This is a genomic window from Caballeronia sp. ATUFL_F2_KS9A (assembly GCF_023630765.1).
Taxonomy (GTDB): Bacteria; Pseudomonadota; Gammaproteobacteria; order Burkholderiales; family Burkholderiaceae; genus Caballeronia; species Caballeronia zhejiangensis.
This window is the reverse complement of sequence record NZ_JALQEK010000029.1, coordinates 254492-273217: the sequence shown is the minus strand read 5'-3', so window position 1 is coordinate 273217 and position 18726 is coordinate 254492. Positions and strand designations below refer to the sequence as shown.

Here is an 18726-nt window from a genome sequence, read left to right as displayed (position 1 = left end):
ATGGATGAACAGGCATCGTTTGTCTTTCTGGTTTGAGGTGACGAACATGTGAGCGATCCAGACGCATGACATAACCAGGAGACAAAGCATGAGTTCCCACAGTCCGGTTGCGTATCTGACAGGCGATGAATCGTCGACGTATGCGAAGGTGACATGGCGTCTGCTGCCATTTCTCTTCGTGTGCTATCTGTGCGCGTATCTCGATCGCATCAACGTGAGCTTCGCGAAGTTGCAGATGCTCAATGATCTGCATTTCAGCGACGCCGTCTACGGTGCGGGCGCGGGCGTGTTTTTCGTCGGCTATCTGCTGTTCGAGGTGCCGAGCAATCTCATTCTGTTGCGCGTGGGCGCACGTCGCTGGATCGCGCGCATCATGGTGACGTGGGGCGTGATCTCTGCCGGCATGATGTTCGTCACGACGCCGACGAGCTTCTACATCATGCGCTTCATGCTCGGCGTGGCCGAAGCAGGCTTCATTCCGGCGATCCTGCTGTATCTCACGTACTGGTTTCCCGCTTCGCGCCGAAGCAAAGTAACCGCGCTCTTCATGACGGGCATTCCGATGTCCGGCGTCGTTGGCGGGCCGCTGTCCGGCTGGATCATGACGCATATGGGCGGCGCGCACGGCATCGCGGGATGGCAATGGCTCTTCCTGCTCGAAGGCCTTCCGACGGCCGTTCTGGGCGTGGTCGCGTACTTCTATCTCGACGACAAGGTCGCCGATGCGAAGTGGCTCAACGACTCGCAAAAAGCAATGCTCGAAGCCAATCTGCGCGACGAAGAGCCGGCGCATGCGCTGCATTCGGTAAAGGATGGATTGTTGCATCCGAAAGTACTGCTGCTGTCCGTGACGTACTTTTTCTTCACGATGGGGCTCTACGGCGTGAGCTTCTGGCTGCCGACGCTCGTCAAGGCGAGCGGCGTGACCGATCCGCTCGATATCGGCCTGCTCTCGGCGATTCCCTATGCCGCGGGCGCCATTGCAATGCTCGCGGTCGGCCATAGCTCGGACAAGCGTGGCGAGCGACGCTGGCATCTTGCGGGCGCGGGTTTCGTCGGCGCGCTCGGCCTTTTTATGAGCGTGATGTACGCGCACTCCACGTTCTTCGGCATGATCGGTCTCACGCTCGCGACGATGGGCGTAGTCACGACCATCTCGCAGTTCTGGGTTCTGCCGCCCGCGATTCTCAGCGGCGGCGCTGCGGCCGCGGGCCTTGCGCTTGCGAATTCCGTGGGCAGCATCTCGGGCGTCGTGAGTCCCTGGCTCATCGGCGTGATCCAGACGCAGTCGGGTTCGACGGGCAGCGGCGCGCTCGGTCTCGCGGCGAGTTGCGTGATCGGCAGCCTGCTCGTGTTCGCGGTGCCCGCCGCGCTCGTGAACAGCCGCCGTCGCAGCGACTGACTCGCGCACGCCAAGCGAAACGGCCCCTTGAAACAGGGGCTTTCGCCGTCGATGCAACTCGCAACCCGTGCGTGAGATCACGTTGCTTCCGATTCCCGTTCGCGTTGCTCGCTCAGCACGACGCCGAGCCGTTCGACGAGGTTTCTTCGCGCGTTGGCGGTATGCAGATCGGTAAGTTCGGCGGCACGGTGGCCGTTGCCCTCCGCGATGGCCGCCGCGATGGCAGCATGTTCGTCCCAGATCGATTTGCGTTGTCCCGATGCCTGCAGCACGGCGCCCATCACGCGGCGCAGATGAACCCAGTGCGTCTGCGCGGTCTCGGCGATCAACGGATTGCCCGATGCCACGTAGATCGCGTTATGAAAGGCCATGTCGGCATCGATCATCGCCTTGACATCGTCGCTCTTCGACGCGCGCCTGCCATTGGTGATGATCGCCTTGTCGATCTTCGCGCCGCGTTCGGCGGCGAGACGCGCAGCGAGCGAATCCAGCGCGCCGCGAATCTCATAGAGATGACTGATCCATGCGGGGTCGAGCGGCGTGACGAGGAGACCGCGTCCGGGCGCATCGACGACAAGACCGTCTTTCTTCAGCAGACGCAGCGCCTGCAGGACGGGTGAGCGCGAAACCGCAAGCTGTTCGGCGATCTCTTCCTGCGTGATGCGCGTGCCGGGCGCGAGCGAACCCGAACTGATGGCGTCGAGCAGAACTTTGTAGACCTCGTCGACATAGTCGGTGCGGGCCTGGAGCTTGAGAAGTTTGGCGGGCATGATTCGAGCGTAAGTTCTGGATACAGAATACGGCAAGGGTACAGCGGGCCGGCCTTACGCGTCAACGCAACGTTATCGCGTGCTTGTTTTCATTCACGTTTACCCATAGAGACAATGCCGTTCCACATCGCTAATCTTTGTATACAGAGTTCGGAGTTCGGAAGTCAGAATTCAGGTCTCACGCATCGATCGATTCAACCCCACTCGAAACAGGATTTCCCATGACCATCAAATCGGACAAGCTGGAAGGGCATCAGAGCAGCGGCGGCGCGGCCGCGACAGTCAAGAAGCTCGTGCCCTACGGCGGTTACTACGTGAACAAGGTGCCGGGCCACGATCCGGAACTGACGGAGACGGGCCCCGGGACGCCGATGGGTGAATACATGCGCGCCTTCTGGCATCCGGTCTGCATGTCGATGGAGCTGACCGACACGCCGCGCTTTCTGAAGATCCTCAGCGAAGAACTGGTGGCATTCCGCGACGGCAGCGGGCGTGTGGGTCTGCTGCACGCGCATTGCGCGCATCGCGGCGCATCGCTCGAATACGGCGCGATTCAAGAGCGCGGCATCATGTGCTGTTATCACGGCATGGTGTTCGACGTGGACGGCGCGTGCCTGCATGTGCCGTTTCCGAAGGGCGAAGAGAAAGAGGCCGAAAAGTACGCGTGTTCTATTCGGCAGGGTGCGTATAAAGCAGTCGAGCGTCACGGTCTCGTGTTCGCTTACATGGGACCGCCGGAAAACGAGCCGCCGTTTCCAGAGTGGGAAGGCGACTACACCGTGATGCCCGGGGACGAACTCGTGCCCTATAGCAACTTCCAGCATTGCAACTGGTTGCAGGTTCAGGACAACGCCGCCGATAACTTTCATCCGACCGCATTGCATGCCGCGAAGAACGTGGTGAAAGGACAGTTCCAGGGCACGACGTTCGACGAAGTCGGCGCAGCGTCGATGGAAGTCGCGCCCGACATGCATTTTCAGCCGGTCCAACAAGGCCGCAGTCTCGCGTGCGCGGGCGCGCGCCGCGTGAACAAGGACCGCTTGTTCGTGCGCGTGCAGCATCAAGTGCTGCCAAATCTGAGCCTGCATGCCTATACATCGGAAGATGGTTCGAAGAAGAAGCTCTTCAGCCGCTTTCATATCATCCGATGGACGGTTCCGGTCGACGACCAAAACAGCAAGATGATCGGCTGGCGCGTCATGGGCCCCGGCATCGATACGCGCGGTATCGGCAAGAAGGAACTGGTGGGCTATGAGTCGATCGACTTCCTCGACGGCCAGGTCGCGATGCGTCGTCCCGAGCGCTTCGCCGAATACACGATCGAGGACATCGTGCCGATTCCGCCCAACCATCGCGAGCGTGCGAACTACAAGCTGGCGCAATACGCGCCCGGCGACTACGAAGCCATCATCAGCCAACGGCCAATCGCGGTGCATGCGCTCGAGAATCCGACCAAGTTCGACGCGGGCCTGTTCCTGTTCCGCAAGATGCTGCGCGACGCATTGCGCGGTTCGAATCCGGCCGCGTCGGCGCAAAACTTCGCGGAATGGTTTCGTGAGAACGCGGGCGCGCCGAATAGCTTCTGCTCGGGCAATGTGTTCGAGATTCCCGAAGGCGAAACCGTCGAAGAAGAAGTCACGCGCCGTCGCAAGGTGACGAAGCAGATCGTTGCGATCCTTGCGGAAAGCGAAAAGCTGAAGGGTGATGCACGTACCGCATTCGTACGCGAACGCTTCGAGGAACTCGAACTCGCGATGAAGCAATAAGCCGGCCGACGCGAGGGCGCACGGCGCTCTCGCGATGCGGGATCATCGATTCGAGGAATGTCGACCATGTCAACACAATCCATCTCGACCGACGCGCAGAGTCAGACCTTGAATCTGCTCGTGCGTCAGGTCCGCTTCGAAGGCCGAGGCATCAATTCATACGAACTCGTCGATCCCGACGGTGCGCCATTGCCGCCTTTCACGGCGGGCGCGCATATCGACATTCATCTCGCGGGCGGCGTCGTGCGGCAGTATTCGATCAGCAATGCGCCACGCGAGCGGCATCGCTATGTGATCGCCGTATTGCGCGATGAACGCGGGCGCGGCGGTTCGAAGGCGCTTCACGAGCAATTGCGCGTGCAGGACATCGTGCGTGTAAGCCGGCCGCGCAATAACTTTCATCTCGTCGACGGCGCGCGCCGCGTGTTGCTGATCGCGGGCGGGATAGGCATCACACCATTGAAGGCGATGGCGCATGAACTCGACGATGCCGGTATCGAATACGAAATGCATTACTGCGCGAAAGATGCGGGCAGCGCAGCGTTCGCCGAGGAATTCGAGCTCATGCGCGCAAGCGGGCGTCTGCATTTTCATTTCGATGGCGGCGATCCATCGGCGGGCCTCGATATCGGGGACTTGCTGAATGCGCCCGGCGAAGGCGAGCACGTCTATTACTGCGGTCCAGGCGGCTTCATGCAAGCGTGCGCGGATGCGGCGCGGCACTGGCCGTCCGGAACGGTGCATTTCGAGCACTTCAAGGCACCTGAGCGCAACGCTGGCGAGCAGGCCGCCAACGATGCGAACGACAGCTTCATCGTGCGTATCGCGAGCACAGGACAGGAAATCGAAGTGACGAAGGACGAGAGCATTGCCGATGCACTGGCGGGAGCGGGCGTGTTCATCGAGACATCATGCTGCGCGGGCTTGTGCGGTACGTGCAAGGTGCGCTATCTCGAAGGAGACGTCGAGCACAACGACTGCATCATGAGCGAAGAAGAAAAGACCGACTTTCTGACCGCGTGCGTGTCGCGTGCGACGAGCAAGGTACTCGTATTGGATCTCTGATAGAGAATCGATCTTCCAAAAAGTCATATAGGCAGGCGAGGGGACTCGTCTGCGGCCAATCTGACGTTATGCCGACGAACCTTGCATAAAGAAATGAGCGGTAGCTCACACAAGCTATGTCTTATGCGCCAATAGGTAGCTCATTCGCACCTATTCGCCGGTGCAAGCCGTGTTACGAAGAGGACGCTTAATATAATCGTCTCAATACCTCGCGATCCCGCATTCGGCGGGACGTTGACGGCCAGGCATTGCAAGAACGGGACGACGAGTCATCGATCCTTGCGCGCCACCAAAGACGAGGACGAGATCGATATGAGACCGGTTGTATTCGGGAACCGATTCGGATGGCTGCACGCCGGAAGCGGCACGCGCGGCGTAGTGCTCTGCAATACCTATGGGCACGAATACGTGTGGACATATAGCGGCATGCGGCATCTCGCCGAAGCGCTGTCCGCGCGAGGCATATGGGTGCTGCGTTTCGACTATCGAGGCACGGGCGACTCGGCGGGCGCCGATCTCGCACCGGATCAATTCCAATCGTCGGTCGATGACGTCGACGCGGCCGTCGAATGGCTGAAGACATCGACAGGCATAGAGCACGTCACGTTATGCGGCTTTCGCGTGGGCGCCGCGTTCGCGCTCGAGGCCGCATTGCGTCAACCGGTCGATGACCTCGTACTGCTCGCACCCGTTGCGAGTGGCCGCGTGTATATGCGCGAGTTGAGCATCGTGCGCAAGACATGGCTCGAACTGCTTGCACCGCCTTTGCGTGAGATGCAAAAGGACGACGCGCGGCTCAACGTCCTCGGCCAGGTTTATAGCGATGAATTCAAAGGCTCATTGCAGGCGATCGATCTCGTCGCGAGCGTAAGAGACGCTGCGGCGGCACCAACGCGTCGCGCGTTGGTCATGAATATGAAGGCGGGCGGCACGGATCCATTGTGCGACGCGCTCATCGAAAAGGGCGTGGAAGCACAGGCGCGTCCGTTCGAAGATCTCACTGGCTTTCTTCAGGAAACTGCATTCAACGCATTGCCGCGCGCAGCGTTCGCCCAAGTCGTGGAATGGATCGCTGGCAAGGATTCATCAAACAGGCAAGCGCCGTCGTCGGCCGATGCCTTTGACTGGTCCGCTCTAAAGATAGACACACCCGAAGCTATCGAACGCCCAGTACGCATCGGCGACGAAAAGCTTTTCGGCATTTTGTGCGAGCCGCGCACGGGGGCCGCGCGAGGTCCGGTGTTTCTCATTGCGAATACATCGGCGAGTGCGCGCGTCGGCGACAGCCGGCTATCCGTTCGCATTGCACGCGAGCTTGCGCGGCGCGGCATCGCATCATTGCGTTTCGATGCGCGAGGCCGAGGCGACAGTCCGGCCGCGCCCGGCGCAGTGCAATCGGATACGGCGTTCGGCCGAATCTATAACCAGATCGCGACTGACGACACCGCGGCCGCCGCACGCTGGCTCGCGCGGCAGGGCTACAAGTCGATCTTTGCATTCGGCGTGTGCTCGGGCGCTTATCACGCGCTCAAGGCGGCGGTCGACGAGAATGCGATCAACGGTGTCGTCACAGTCAATCTGCCGACGTTTAAAAGACCGGCGGACGTCGCGCCCGACGGCTTGCGTCAATCGACGCGCAATTCCATGGCGGGTTATGCATTCTCGATGCTCGATCCGCAGAAATGGAAAGCGATCCTGCGCGGCGAAAAGCAGTTGATGCGCGTATTGCGCTTCGTGCTCGGCTATATGGCGACGCGCGCGCGTTCGCGTATCGTCGATGTGTTGAGGCTCGACCGCCTGAGCAGCACGGCGCCGGAGCTCGCGACCGAACCGGGACCGATCATTCGTGCGCTCGATGCCAAAGGCGTAAAGACAGCGCTCGTCTATGGCGCGTACGATGCGGGCATGGATCTGATCGCCGCGCATTTCGGCAAGCAGGGCGCGCGACTGTCGCGCTATCCATCCGTGCGAATGGCGATCTTTTCGGACCTCGATCACGCCCTCTTCATGACGACCGGTTCGGCGCATGTGGTCGCGGTGTGCGAACGTATCGCGAAGGAAAACACATCGCCCGTTGCAGATCCGGTCTTTTCAGGCAGAGAACCCGTCGTCTTGTGATTGAAGCGAGCTTGCTTCGGCGCGTCGGTCATGCGTCAGGCGAGCTCGCCGTGACTTGAGTATCCTTCGCTATTGGAACGTGCCTATATCGGGCAGCGTCCAGTGGGGAACTCATGTCGGCGGACTTCGTCCGGCACATGCGCGCCGCGAGATCCGCTCAACACAACGCACAGGAGTCTGGCGATGTCGATTGAAAAAGTTCTATACCGTGCACATGCTCATGTCACTGGCGGGCGCGACGGCCGCGCGACCGTGCCCGAAAGCAATCTGGATCTCAAGCTGACACCCCCGAAAGAACTCGGCGGCGGTGGTGGCGATGGCACCAATCCCGAGCAACTCTTCGCCGCAGGGTATAGCGCGTGCTTTATCGGCGCGATCAAATTCGTCGCCGCTCGCGACAAGATCACGCTGCCGAAAGATGTCGCGGTGGATGGCAGCGTGGGCATCGGTCAAATCCCGAACGGTTTCGGCATCGAGGTCGAATTGAAGATCTCGCTACCGGGAATGGATCGCAGCGAGGCACAGGCGCTTGTAGACAAGGCGCATATCGTCTGTCCTTATTCGAATGCAACGCGCAATAATATCGACGTCAAATTGACGCTGGCATAAGCATGTCGAATGTTCGGGGGCCTTTCTCCTGAACGCTCGAATGCACGCGGAGGAAGCGATGCTGACATCTGGAATCGATCACGTAGGTCTCACCGTGCGCAATCTCGACGCAACGCGTGACTTTTTCGTTCAATGTCTCGGCTGGCAGATCGTCGGCGAGCGGTCCGAGTATCCCGCCGTATTCGTATCGGACGGAAAGCTGCTGGTTACGTTATGGCAGGTGAAGGATGAATCGGCGCCTATAGCATTCGATCGGCGAAAGAATATCGGGCTTCATCATCTCGCATTGCGCGCAACGGATGAAGCCGCACTCGCGACGATTCTCGAGCGCGTGTCGACATGGCCGGGAGTGGCAGTGGAATTCGCGCCGGAACTGCTAGGAGCCGGTCCAAAGCGCCACATGATGATTTACGAACCGGGCGGCATCAGGATCGAATTCGATTTCGATCCGCGTGTATAGATTGAAACTCCGGACCGCAAAGAAAACGGCGGAGTCGTGCACGAACTCCGCCGTTTGTGTGAATACAGTGTCAGGCAATCAGAAACGGCGTCCGATCTTTAACCGATGCGAGCCATGCGGGTGCGCGGCCACGACCGCTCCACGTTGCGCCGCTTTCCGGATCGCGATAGAGCGCGGGTTGAGGACCGCGCGGTTGTCCCTTTGCTTTGCGCTTGACAGCAGCGCGCGTTTTTCCTTTAGCCTTGGTTCCCTGCGCGCTTGCTCCAACCGCAAACTTGCTACGGTCCTTTGCATTGGCGATCCAGCCCGGCGCGCGTCCGCGGCCGCTCCAGGTCGCACCGGTCTTTGGATCCCGATAGGCGACTGCGCCGGGCTTCTTCGCGGAAGCCGAACTGCCCGCCTTCTTGCGTGAACCGGAATAGCTTTCGATGTCCGAGATGGTCAATCCATGGCTCGACATCAGGTGATGAATCTTTTGCAGCGCATTCTCGGATTGTTTTGCAACGAGCGCATCCGCTTTCGCTTGAAGTGCTTCGATACGCGCCTGAATACTTTCTAGCGTTGACATGAGTTACCTCTAATAGATCGTCGATCGCACTATGCCATGCACATCCGCAATGCGCTAGAGGAGATTCGTGTAAATGCGTAGCAGTGGAAAGTCTAGAATATCGCTCCAGGACGGTAAGTGGTGAGACGCACATTGCAAATCCAGATTTCACTCCGGTTCGAATAAGAAATGAAAAGTTGCTTTAGACATTTTCTTATCCGTTCGTGCGCGTCTCCACGTTGCGAAACATCAATCGTCAATTGCAGTAAGCGCTGATTCAACTTCCGCGATAGGTGCCGAAACTCCAAGGCGAACAAAGCAGCGGGACGTGATAGTGCTGCGTCGCATCGGCGAGCGTGAAGCGAACCGGCACGACGTCCGCGAATACATCGGGCGTCTTGAAGTAATCGGCGACCCAGAAGCGCAACTCGAAATTCCCCGCTCGCGCTTGCGCCGCCGGCAGGATCGGCGAGTCGGTGCGTCCGTCGCGATTGGTGCGCGTGCGCGCGAGCAGCGTGGGCGGCTTGCTGCCGATATCGAACAATTCGATCTGCATCCCGGCGGCGGGTTTGCCGAGTGCGACGTCGAGTACGTGCGTGGTAATGCCTGCGGCCATGATGTTTTCTCCTGATCTCGCGTTCGAGTACTTTCCGGCTCAACTGCCGCGGTAGTAGTTGTAGCTCCACGGTCCGAACAGCACCGGCAAATGAATGCGCTGATTGACGTCCGTGATGCGAAAGCGCAGCGGGATCTTCGAGAGAAACATCGGCTGCGGAAGATCCGCCTTGCGTGCGGCGAAGTATTCGTCCACATGCAGCAACAACTCATAAGTCCCCGCGCGATAGGTATCGCCGATCAGGAGGGGAGGCTCGCTGCGTCCGCTTGCAGCCAGCGTGATCGTCTGAAGGAACTTCGAACGCCCGTCGTCGATCGCAAACAGCTCCACGCGCATACCCGAAGCGGGCGTGCCATGCCATGTGTCCAGGCCGTGCATCGTGAGGCGTGGGCTCAGGCCATCCTGTTGCACCGGGCCGGTCGTCTGATTCGGCGCGGGTGCATCGGCGGACAGCGCCGTCTTCGCGATCAGCATGCTGCCGCCAAGTGCCACGGATTGCAGAGCAAAGCGACGGCGACTCACGTCGAATGCAGGGGATGATGTGTTCTTGTCGCGCATGTCAGGCCCCTTGTTTGTTGCCGAGCTTGCGGATGCCGACGATCACGAGCACCGCGGCCAGCACTTCGATTACGGCCACGAGGTACAGGCCGGTCGTCACCTTGCCCGTCGCGTTCTTGATGAGTCCCATCACATAGGGCGCGCCGAAGCCTGCGAGATTGGAGACGGAATTGATGAGCGCCACGCCGATTGCGGCCGCACTGCCAGCGAGATAGCGGTTGGGCAATTGCCAGAAAACGGGAATCGCGCTCATGGTGCCGATGAGCGATGCGGTCATCGCGAGCAGCGCGATCACCGGCGAGATCTTGTCGAAACCCATCAGCACCGCGAGCGCGGCCATCGATATGCCTCCGACGATTGCCGCACCGCTGAAGTGCCAGCGCACTTCATTGCTGCGATCCGAGTGCGCGCCGTTGATGATCATGCCCGCAGCACCGCACAAATAGGCGACCGCCGCGATCCAGCCGACCGCCATCGGCGTGCTGATGCCAACGTCCTTGATGACGGTGGGAATCCAGAAAGTGAGCGTCGAGTTCGCACACAGCAGGCAGAAGAAGATCGCGATCAGCAGCCACACCTTGCGGTTCTTGAAGAGCGAGCGCCAGTCGTGACCGCGTTCGCCCATCGCTGCGTTGTCGCGTTGCAGGGCATCGAGCACGACGCGCTTTTCATCATCGGAAAGCCAGCGCGCCTGCTCGGGCTTGTCGGTCATGTAGAAGTACGCGAACACACCGGCCAGCACCGACGGAATACCTTCGATGATGAAGAGCCACTGCCATCCGTGCATGCCGTGCACGCCGCCCATCGACGTCATGATCCAGCCGGCGAGGGGACCGCCGAGCACGCCCGCGATCGCAGAAGCCGACATGAACGTGCCGAAGGCGCGCGCACGCCGCTGCGACGGATACCAGTAAGTGAGGTAAAGAATGACGCCCGGATAAAACCCTGCTTCGAATGCGCCGAGCAGGAAACGCAGGACATAAAACTGCGTGGGCGTGGTGACATGCGTTTGCAACATGCAGATGACGCCCCAGCATATCGTGATACGCATGATGGTCTTTTTCGCGCCGATCTTCTGCAGCAGCATGTTCGACGGCACTTCGAAGAGAAAGTAGCCGATGAAGAAGATGCCCGCGCCGAGACCGTATACGGCTTCGCTGAAATGCAGCGAGTCGAGCATCTGCAGCTTCGCGAAGCCGATGTTGACGCGATCCAGCCATGCGAGCACCCACAGCACGCCGAGGAACGGCAGCAGGCGCCATGAAACCTTGCGATAGACGCTTGCTTCGGCGCTTTCTACCGCGCTCGCGAAAACCGGCATCTCCTGTTTGATGAGCGACATGGTTTCTCCTTTCCAGTCGGTTTGCGTCGCGCGGACACGGCCGTGCGCTCGGTTGGAAGCAAGTATAGAAACGGCCAAAAAATCGGGAACGGGGGACGAGCCAATAGGCCCCATAGCAACATGTATATGGGTTCGAAAGCCTTGTGCGATAGGGCTTTGCACGGTTTTTCGCCGCACTTTTCACGCCTTATGGATTACCCTAGCGCGCCTCGCATGAAGCGGTTCCCGCAGTGCCGGCTGGCAAAATAGCGGCGCAGCCACGCGAACAATAGAGACACCGAAATCATCATGAATCGCACCGACGATCCATTCGATACCTATCTGCTGCGCGTGCTGTGCACGCTGATCGGGGAACGCAGCGTGTCACGCACGGCCATTCGTATGAACCAGTCGCAGCCGGCCATCAGCTCGGCGCTCAAGCGTCTGCGCGCCATCTTCAACGATCCGCTGCTTACGCGCGAAAAGAACGCGATGGTGCCGACCGAACGCGCGATTCAGCTCGCGCAGAGCGCACAGGCCGCATTGAGTGCGCTCGATAACCTGCTCGTATCCGACGATCATTTCGATCCCGCGACAACCGAGCAAAGCTTTACCGTCGGAATGCCCGATTACCTGGCGCCCCCGTTTTTTGCGCATGTCGTGCGCGAATTCAGGCACGCTGCACCACGCGCGCGCCTCATTGCGGTGCCGCTTTCGGCTTCATTCAATTACGAACAGGGGCTTTCCGAAGGCTCGCCCGATATCGTAATCGGCAACTGGCCCAATCCGCCCGAGCATCTTCATTTGTCGGTATTGCTGGAGGACGATGTCGTGTGCGTGGTCGCGCGCGATAGCGTCTATGCGCAATCAGGCAAGTTCGATGCCCAGGACTATCTGAGTGCATCGCATATCGTGCCCACGCCATATTCGCGCGATCAGCGCGGCGTCGTCGATACGGGACTCAGCACCATGCGCGTGCATCGCGATAACCGCGTGAGCTGCCCGTACTTCAATCTCGCGCCGAGCCTGATTCCGGGCACCGATCTTATTCTCACGACCGGCAGGCATTTCGCGAATTATCACGCGCAGCATCTTCCGCTCGTTGTGCTCGACGCCCCGATTGAATTTCCATTCATGCGCTTTTATCAGTTGTGGCATCCGTCGCGGCATCGCTCGGCATCGCACGTCTGGCTGCGCGGCATGCTGACGGCGGCCGCTCAGGAATTGCGCGCGCTGCGCGACATGCATCGCGCATAGCGCTATCGTGTTCTGTTATGCGGTCAATAGGATCGGCTGTCTCGCCGCCCGCTCGCGCGGTTCCTATACTCGGCACGAATTGCCATCGACACGCCATAGGAGACGCGAGCATGTCACAGTCGATCAACCTGGAGCCGGTCAATTCGCTGGACCGCGCGGCATTCATTGGTGCATTCGCAAGCGTGTTCGAGCATTTTCCGCAAGCGGCGGAGGGCGCGTGGAGCGTGCGGCCGTTCGCATCCGCCAATGCCTTGCATGACGCGATGATGGATGTCATCCGCAATCTGGACGATAAAAGCCAGCGCGCATTTCTGAACCTGCATCCGTTGTTATCGGGCGCAAACATTCGCTCGGGAACGATGACGGCCGATTCCGATGCCGAACAAAAGAGCGCCGGGCTCGATGCCATGTCGATGGAACAGGAAGCGTCGCTCGATCGTCTCAACAGAGCTTATCTCGAGCGGCATGGCTTTCCGTTCATCATCTGCGTGCGGCACTACACGCGCGAAGGCATCTTCAGCGCGCTCGAACGTCGCATTGGACGCAGCACGCAGCAGGAACTCGATGAGGCGCTCGCGCAAATCGCAGCGATCACGCGTGCGCGGCTGAATACGCGTCTTTCGGCGTTGAATTGATCAGTGTGCGCGAGCCTGAAAACGAATCAGGCTCGCGCACACACTACCGCGCATCACATGCACGCGGCACGCGATGAAAGTTTCGATCGAAATAAATCAGGCTATCGCCGTCGTCGCGCACGCGGATCGCGGTGGTTTGCACGAACATCACCGAGTGCGATCCTACTTCCTTCGCCTCGACGATCGTCCCTTGCAGGCTGGCGAGCGCATCGCGCAACACCGGCACGCCGTTCGCGCCTTCGTCCCACACCGGTAACGAAAAGCGCTCGTCCATCGACAATTGCGTGAGACCGGCGAAGTGTCGCGCGATCTGTTCGAGATGACCCGGCAACACGTTCACGCACACATTGCGATTGTTCACGAATGCGGCATGCATGGCGCTCGACCTGTTGATGCAGACGAGCAGCGTAGGCGGCGCATCCGTGACCGAGCACACCGCGCTCGCGGTAATGCCGCAACGGCCATGCGTGCCTGTCGTCGTGATGACATTCACTGCTGCGCCCAGATGAGCCATGGCCTGGCGGAACAGCTTGCGCACCTGATCGATATCGGAAAGGTCGGGACGGGGCAGCGCGGACATGGGAGCGTCTCCTGTTCGTTTCATGTTCAGGTTGTGTATAGCAAATGGTCAATCAAGCGTACGCGCTGAACCGCACAAATAAAATCGGCACGTCCCGCCCGCTCGCCCGGCGTAGTTACCGAACGCACTAAAGCTTTTACCTATCTCGCGTCATCGAGGTAAAGAAAGGACTTTCGCGGCGAATTTCGGCTGGTTATCATTGGCGCATCAAAAAACAGACCCTGCGATGAGACAGCCGAATCCTCCGGCGCGCCTGGTCCCTGATGCGCGCATCGAAAGAGCAATCGCAATGAATTCTTCCGCTCCCATGGTCTATATCGTCGATGACGACAACGGCATGCGTACCTCGCTTGCATGGCTGCTCGATTCAGTCGGCGTGAAGTCGGAAGGGTTCGCCAATGCCGCCGATTTTCTGCGCGCATTCGATGTGAGTCGTCCCGCTTGTCTCGTGCTCGATGTACGGATGCCGGAGGCGAGCGGATTCGACGTGCAAGCCGAACTCAACCGCCGCGGTGCGACTTTGCCGATCATCTTCGTGAGCGGTCACGGCGACATTCCGATGTCCGTTCGCGCGCTTCAGCATGGCGCGATCGATTTCGTCGAGAAGCCCTATAACTCCCAGCAAATGCTCGATCGCGTGCAGCGCGCGATGAAGCTCGCGATGCAGCGTCACGCGAAAGACCAGCGGCAACGCGAGTTGCGCGAGCGCGTCGACTCGCTGACCGGGCGCGAGAAGGAGGTCTTGCGCGGCGTGATCGAGGGCAAAGCGAGCAAGCGCATCGCCGCCGATCTGCAGATCAGCGTCAAAACCGTCGACGTGCATCGCGCGAGCATCAAGGACAAGCTCGGAGCTGCGTCCATCGCGACGCTCGTGCGCGATGTGCTCGAAGTATGGAGCCCGTCCGGCGACGAGCGCGCATGATTCGAACTCGCTAACGCATGTAAAGGCCGCCGTTCACGTCCCAACATGCGCCGTTGGCGAAATACGCATCCGGTGATGCGAGCAGCACGGCCACATCGGCGATGTAATCGGCCGAGCCGAGACGTCCCACGGGAATGCCGGCGATAACCTTGTCGAGTTTGTCGGCAGGCAGGCTCTCATGCACGATCGGAAGGTCAAGCGGACCAGGTGAGATCGCGTTGACGGTCACGCCGCGCGCGGCCAGATCGCGCGCAAAAACCTTGGTCAATGTAATCGCACCGCCTTTGGCGGCCGCGTAATGCGCGCCGGTCGCCGAACCGCCGTTCTGTCCCGCCAGCGATGCGATATTGACGATGCGACCCGCGCCGCGATCCGCGAAATAGAGGCCGAATACCTGACAGCCGAAGAGCACGCTGCGCAGATTGATATCGATGACCTGATCGAACTGCTCTGCGGTAATCTCCATCACGGGCACGACTTTCGATGCACCCGCGTTGTTGACGAGCGCATCGATTCGGCCCCAGCGTTCATGCACGGCATCGCGTGCGTGTTCGAAGTCCGTCTTCGATGCCACATCCAGCCTGATGGCGAATGCGCTGCTCTGGTCCGCACTCAGCTCGCATGCGAGCGATTGCGTTGCTTCGATTGCGATATCGGCCAGCGCAACCCTATAGCCTGCGGCATGAAAGCGGCGCGCGACCACGGCGCCGAGGCCGCGCGCGGCACCCGTGATGAGCGCGATTCTGTTGGACATGTTCGAGTTCCCTTTCTAATGAGCGAGAGCGGCCGCAATGTATGCGGCGACGGTGCAGAGCGTTGCGTTACGGCACCGACAATGCACGTCCGACACGCGCCTCGATCTTTCCATAACGCCACAGGTTGTATTCGCCGACGGGCGTCGTGCGATAGAGATTGCATACCGCGGCGGCCGTATCGAAGTCTGCTACGTCGGCCATGATGTAGAAGGTCCACGGCGCGCCATCGGATTGGCCGACGACGAGACGATCGTCGTCCATCACGCCCAGCACGCGCACGTTCTCCATCGCTTCAACAGCAGCGAGCATCTTGCCGTAGGCTTGCCATACTTCGCCGATCTTCTCGCGCGGCAAATCAAAAAAGTTTTGCGTTACGCCGCAGCAAAAGAGCACGCGCAAAGGCAGGTTTCGGTTATCGGTCATGAAGCGTTACTCCTGATGTTATGCGTTATGCGATGAATGGGGATCAAAGATAGCCGGGAATGGGCGGCACACCGACGAACACGGCACCCGCGCCGTCGTAGTTCCCTTCGCCGAGAAATGCGTGTTGCGTGACGACCATGGCGTCGCGCATCAGGCGTTGCAATGGATGCGTGCGATAGATCGCCATCGTGCCGCCTAGTCGATAGGCGCGATTCACGACATCGGCGCCCTCACGCGCAATCTGCGTTGCGCAGAGGCGTAGCAGGCTCACTTGTTCCGGCATAACTTCATTGCCCGCGAGAATCGATTGCCATACGCTGTCGGTCGATTCGTAGAAGAAGGACCGTGCGCTGCGCAGTTGTGCTTCCGCTTTTGCAAGCTCGATCCGGTAATAGGCGCGGTCGGCGAGTTGCGGCGCGCCTGTCGTTGTCTTGCGGCCTCCGGCCATATGATTCGCGACATCGAGCGCTGCGCGCGCCAGACCGAGATTCACGACGGCGAGCACTTGCGCCGCATAAGCGATGGTCGGATAGCGATAGAGCGGTTCATCGACCGTTGATGGGCCACCGCGAACGAAGGTCCAGTCTTCAGCAACGAACTGATCCGTCACGCGCAAATCGTGACTCCCGGTGCCCTGCATGCCGACGACGTTCCAGTTCTCGACGATCTCGACTTGCGCGGGGCGAAACACGGCCGTACGCGGCTTGCCTGGTGCTTCACCCGGCTTGCTGGTGCTGATGCCGACGCCGAGCCAGTCCGCGCCCTTGCAGCCGCTCGCGAACTTCCATGTGCCGCTCACGCGATAGCCGCCCGATGCTGGCTGTGCGTTCTGAACGGGGAAGAGGCCGCCCGCAAACACCTGGTCGGGACCGTCGGCGTAGATTGCAGCTTGCGTCGCAAGCGACAACGCGGCGAGATAGAGATTCGCTGATCCAAAACTCGCGACCCATGCGGCGGAGCCGTCAGCGACAGCGATGCGCTCGATCATCTGCAGAAATTCTCCCGGTGCGCGCGCGTCACCGCCGAATCGTTTTGGCGTGGCCGCACGATAGATACCTGCGCGCTTGAGTTTGTCGATGACATCGCGCGGTACGTGCGACACGCGGTCGAATTCATCGCGACGCCGGGCGATTTCGGCGATCACATCGTCGAGCGCTATCGCGTCGCGTTGACTGGACAGATCGTCGCGAAGGGCGGCTGCAATCGCGGATGCTGACATGGGGACATCTCCTTTTCGTTCGTATGGCGCATGAGATTGAGTTGAAGTGCTTTCGAGCCACACGCAGTAATGCCAGTCTAGGAATGCAAAAAGGCTGAAACAATTGGGAAGGCGAGCGTGCGATTCAGTGAAGCCTCCCGTCCGGCTAAAGAAATCTTTAGCGACGTGCGGGACGCGCCGATGCTATGGTTAGCGTTGCAACCATGTATCCCATGCGCCACGACATGAACTTCCCCACCGAAGACGATTTCCACCGCCTGCTCGATGCGCTGACGCAATGCGTGCTGCTACACGACGCCGAAACGAAGGCCATCGTGTGGGCCAATCGCGCAGCATGCATCGCGCTGGGTTTTTCGGTGGAAGAATTGCTTCCGCTCAAGGCGCACGATATGACGCGCGACGACATCAGGTATCGTCGCGAAATTGCCGTGAATGCGATGGATCGCTCCATCACGGAAGGTCCGCAAAGTTATGAGTGGTGTTATCGCTCGCGCGCGGGCGTCGACATGCTGTCCGAGGCAATCGCGACATACGTACCGCTCACGGGACGCGAAGTTGTGATGGTGCAGTTTCGCGACATCAGCGCCGAAGATGCAATGCGGCAGAAATTGCGCCGCTATGAAACACGCTTGCGCGAATACATGCAGGATCTGGGTGAGGGCGTTGCAGTGCTGACGCCGCGCGGCAAGGTGAGTTTCATCAGCGAATCGGGACGACGCGTGCTCGGTGTCGCGAACGATGCGCCGCTCGGCGTCGCGCTCGACTATTGCACGAGATCCGATCGCGACCGGCTCGTCACCCAGTTGCGCAGTGCGACGCGCCAACATTCGACGCCCGCGCAACGCTATGCGATCACGCGTCGTGACGGCGCGAAACGATGGCTGCGCATAACGTGCAGGCGCATCGATATCGAAGACGGCACACTGGTTCATTTCCGCGACATCAGCGATGAAGTGGCGATCGAGGAAGCCCGGCGAAGCGAAGCGCGGATGCTCGAATACGCGGGACGTTATAACGCTATGGGCGAAATGGCGACCGCGATCGCACACGAGTTGAGCCAGCCGCTCGCTGCCGTGCGCAACTTCATCGAAGGCGCGATTCAGCGGCTCGCGCAGCCAGATTCCATCGACAGCGCGATCTGGGGCCTGCGTGCAGCGGACCGGCAAGCAGAGCACGCGGCGCATATCATCAAGAGCGTGCGCGAGTTCATCGTGAAGCGGGAGCCTGCCGAAGCTCAGACCGATCTTCGCGACGTGCTCGCGGATGTCGCTTACTTCATCCAGTTGCGCGCGCGAGACGAAGGCGTGACGGTCAGGATCGAGCCATCGCACGAGCCGTTGCCGATACGTTGCGAGCGCGTGCTTATCGGTCAGGTGATCCTCAATCTGGCATTCAACGCAGTCGAAGCAATGAGCGGCATGAAACCGTCTGCCGGCACCGTCACGCTTGCCGCGATGACGAACGGAAAGACAGCCGAACTGCATGTGATCGACGACGGACCAGGCGTGCCCGATGATGCGCTCGAACGCCTGTTCGACGGCTTCTCGTCGTCGAAGGCGGGCGGCAACGGCATCGGCCTGTCGCTGTGCAAGAACATCGTGTCGCGTCACGAAGGACGGATCTGGGCGCAACGCGCGGCGGGCGGCGGACTGGAATGCTGCTTCGCGTTGCCCTTGTTGCACCATACGGATTGACACGACGTT

General features: G+C 60.1%; 19 protein-coding genes. 10 read left to right on the top strand and 9 right to left on the bottom strand.

Annotated elements, in window-relative coordinates:
• Window positions 1–88: 88 nt before the first annotated feature.
• On the top strand, window positions 89–1402 hold the full coding sequence (locus NCS67_RS17020) for an MFS transporter (RefSeq protein ID WP_250435851.1): 1314 nt from the start codon (window positions 89–91) through the stop codon (window positions 1400–1402).
• 77 nt (window positions 1403–1479) lie between these two features.
• Here NCS67_RS17020 and NCS67_RS17015 read toward each other — a convergent pair whose 3' ends face one another.
• Window positions 1480–2172 carry a GntR family transcriptional regulator gene (locus NCS67_RS17015; RefSeq protein WP_008353303.1) on the bottom strand — a complete coding sequence of 231 codons (693 nt, stop codon included), beginning with the start codon at window positions 2170–2172 and terminating at the stop codon, window positions 1480–1482.
• 221 nt (window positions 2173–2393) lie between these two features.
• Here NCS67_RS17015 and NCS67_RS17010 point away from each other — a divergent pair, with 221 nt between their 5' ends.
• From NCS67_RS17010 to NCS67_RS16990, 5 genes are all read left to right on the top strand, one after another.
• Window positions 2394–3938: a Rieske 2Fe-2S domain-containing protein gene (locus NCS67_RS17010; RefSeq protein ID WP_250435849.1), complete on the top strand. Its 1545-nt coding sequence runs from the start codon at window positions 2394–2396 to the stop codon at window positions 3936–3938.
• A gap of 66 nt (window positions 3939–4004) precedes the next feature.
• The gene (locus tag NCS67_RS17005; RefSeq protein WP_250435848.1) at window positions 4005–5003 is read left to right on the top strand and encodes a PDR/VanB family oxidoreductase; all 999 of its coding nucleotides are present in this window, start codon (window positions 4005–4007) and stop codon (window positions 5001–5003) included.
• Window positions 5004–5315: 312 nt separating this feature from the next.
• Window positions 5316–7121 (top strand): alpha/beta fold hydrolase, encoded by a 1806-nt coding sequence (locus tag NCS67_RS17000; protein ID WP_250435846.1) that lies wholly within the window; start codon window positions 5316–5318, stop codon window positions 7119–7121.
• 183 nt (window positions 7122–7304) lie between these two features.
• Window positions 7305–7730, top strand: coding sequence for an organic hydroperoxide resistance protein (locus NCS67_RS16995; RefSeq protein WP_250435844.1), 426 nt, complete (start codon window positions 7305–7307; stop codon window positions 7728–7730).
• 58 nt (window positions 7731–7788) lie between these two features.
• Window positions 7789–8190, top strand: a complete 402-nt coding sequence (locus NCS67_RS16990; protein ID WP_033536174.1) for a VOC family protein — start codon at window positions 7789–7791, stop codon at window positions 8188–8190.
• A 70-nt stretch (window positions 8191–8260) separates the two neighbouring features.
• Here the strand turns inward: NCS67_RS16990 and NCS67_RS16985 are convergent, their stop codons facing one another.
• From NCS67_RS16985 to NCS67_RS16970, 4 genes are all read right to left on the bottom strand, one after another.
• A complete protein-coding gene (locus tag NCS67_RS16985; protein ID WP_008353314.1) occupies window positions 8261–8758 on the bottom strand; it encodes an H-NS family nucleoid-associated regulatory protein in 498 nt (165 codons plus the stop codon).
• 256 nt (window positions 8759–9014) lie between these two features.
• The gene (gene uraH, locus NCS67_RS16980; RefSeq protein WP_250435842.1) at window positions 9015–9353 is read right to left on the bottom strand and encodes a hydroxyisourate hydrolase; all 339 of its coding nucleotides are present in this window, start codon (window positions 9351–9353) and stop codon (window positions 9015–9017) included.
• Between the two features lie 39 nt (window positions 9354–9392).
• A complete protein-coding gene (locus tag NCS67_RS16975) occupies window positions 9393–9911 on the bottom strand; it encodes a hydroxyisourate hydrolase (protein WP_175979356.1) in 519 nt (172 codons plus the stop codon).
• Window position 9912: 1 nt separating this feature from the next.
• Window positions 9913–11253 carry an MFS transporter gene (locus NCS67_RS16970; RefSeq protein WP_250435839.1) on the bottom strand — a complete coding sequence of 447 codons (1341 nt, stop codon included), beginning with the start codon at window positions 11251–11253 and terminating at the stop codon, window positions 9913–9915.
• Window positions 11254–11541: 288 nt separating this feature from the next.
• On the opposite strand from NCS67_RS16970, the gene NCS67_RS16965 reads away from it, so the two are divergent.
• The gene (locus tag NCS67_RS16965; RefSeq protein ID WP_008353318.1) at window positions 11542–12489 is read left to right on the top strand and encodes a LysR family transcriptional regulator; all 948 of its coding nucleotides are present in this window, start codon (window positions 11542–11544) and stop codon (window positions 12487–12489) included.
• A 110-nt stretch (window positions 12490–12599) separates the two neighbouring features.
• Window positions 12600–13124, top strand: a complete 525-nt coding sequence (gene uraD, locus NCS67_RS16960; RefSeq protein ID WP_008353319.1) for a 2-oxo-4-hydroxy-4-carboxy-5-ureidoimidazoline decarboxylase — start codon at window positions 12600–12602, stop codon at window positions 13122–13124.
• A gap of 43 nt (window positions 13125–13167) precedes the next feature.
• Here uraD and hpaC read toward each other — a convergent pair whose 3' ends face one another.
• Window positions 13168–13704: a 4-hydroxyphenylacetate 3-monooxygenase, reductase component gene (hpaC, locus tag NCS67_RS16955; RefSeq protein WP_008353320.1), complete on the bottom strand. Its 537-nt coding sequence runs from the start codon at window positions 13702–13704 to the stop codon at window positions 13168–13170.
• Window positions 13705–13993: 289 nt separating this feature from the next.
• On the opposite strand from hpaC, the gene NCS67_RS16950 reads away from it, so the two are divergent.
• On the top strand, window positions 13994–14626 hold the full coding sequence (locus NCS67_RS16950) for a response regulator transcription factor (protein WP_175979354.1): 633 nt from the start codon (window positions 13994–13996) through the stop codon (window positions 14624–14626).
• Window positions 14627–14636: 10 nt separating this feature from the next.
• Here NCS67_RS16950 and NCS67_RS16945 read toward each other — a convergent pair whose 3' ends face one another.
• From NCS67_RS16945 to NCS67_RS16935, 3 genes are all read right to left on the bottom strand, one after another.
• Complete coding sequence (locus NCS67_RS16945) at window positions 14637–15380, bottom strand: SDR family NAD(P)-dependent oxidoreductase (RefSeq protein WP_250435837.1); 744 nt, start codon at window positions 15378–15380, stop codon at window positions 14637–14639.
• A 67-nt stretch (window positions 15381–15447) separates the two neighbouring features.
• A complete protein-coding gene (locus NCS67_RS16940; RefSeq protein WP_175979352.1) occupies window positions 15448–15804 on the bottom strand; it encodes a hypothetical protein in 357 nt (118 codons plus the stop codon).
• 43 nt (window positions 15805–15847) lie between these two features.
• Window positions 15848–17023, bottom strand: coding sequence for an acyl-CoA dehydrogenase family protein (locus NCS67_RS16935; protein WP_250435836.1), 1176 nt, complete (start codon window positions 17021–17023; stop codon window positions 15848–15850).
• 224 nt (window positions 17024–17247) lie between these two features.
• Between NCS67_RS16935 and NCS67_RS16930 the strand changes: the two genes are divergently transcribed.
• Window positions 17248–18717 (top strand): sensor histidine kinase, encoded by a 1470-nt coding sequence (locus tag NCS67_RS16930; protein ID WP_250435835.1) that lies wholly within the window; start codon window positions 17248–17250, stop codon window positions 18715–18717.
• The last annotated feature ends 9 nt before the right edge of the window (window positions 18718–18726 follow it).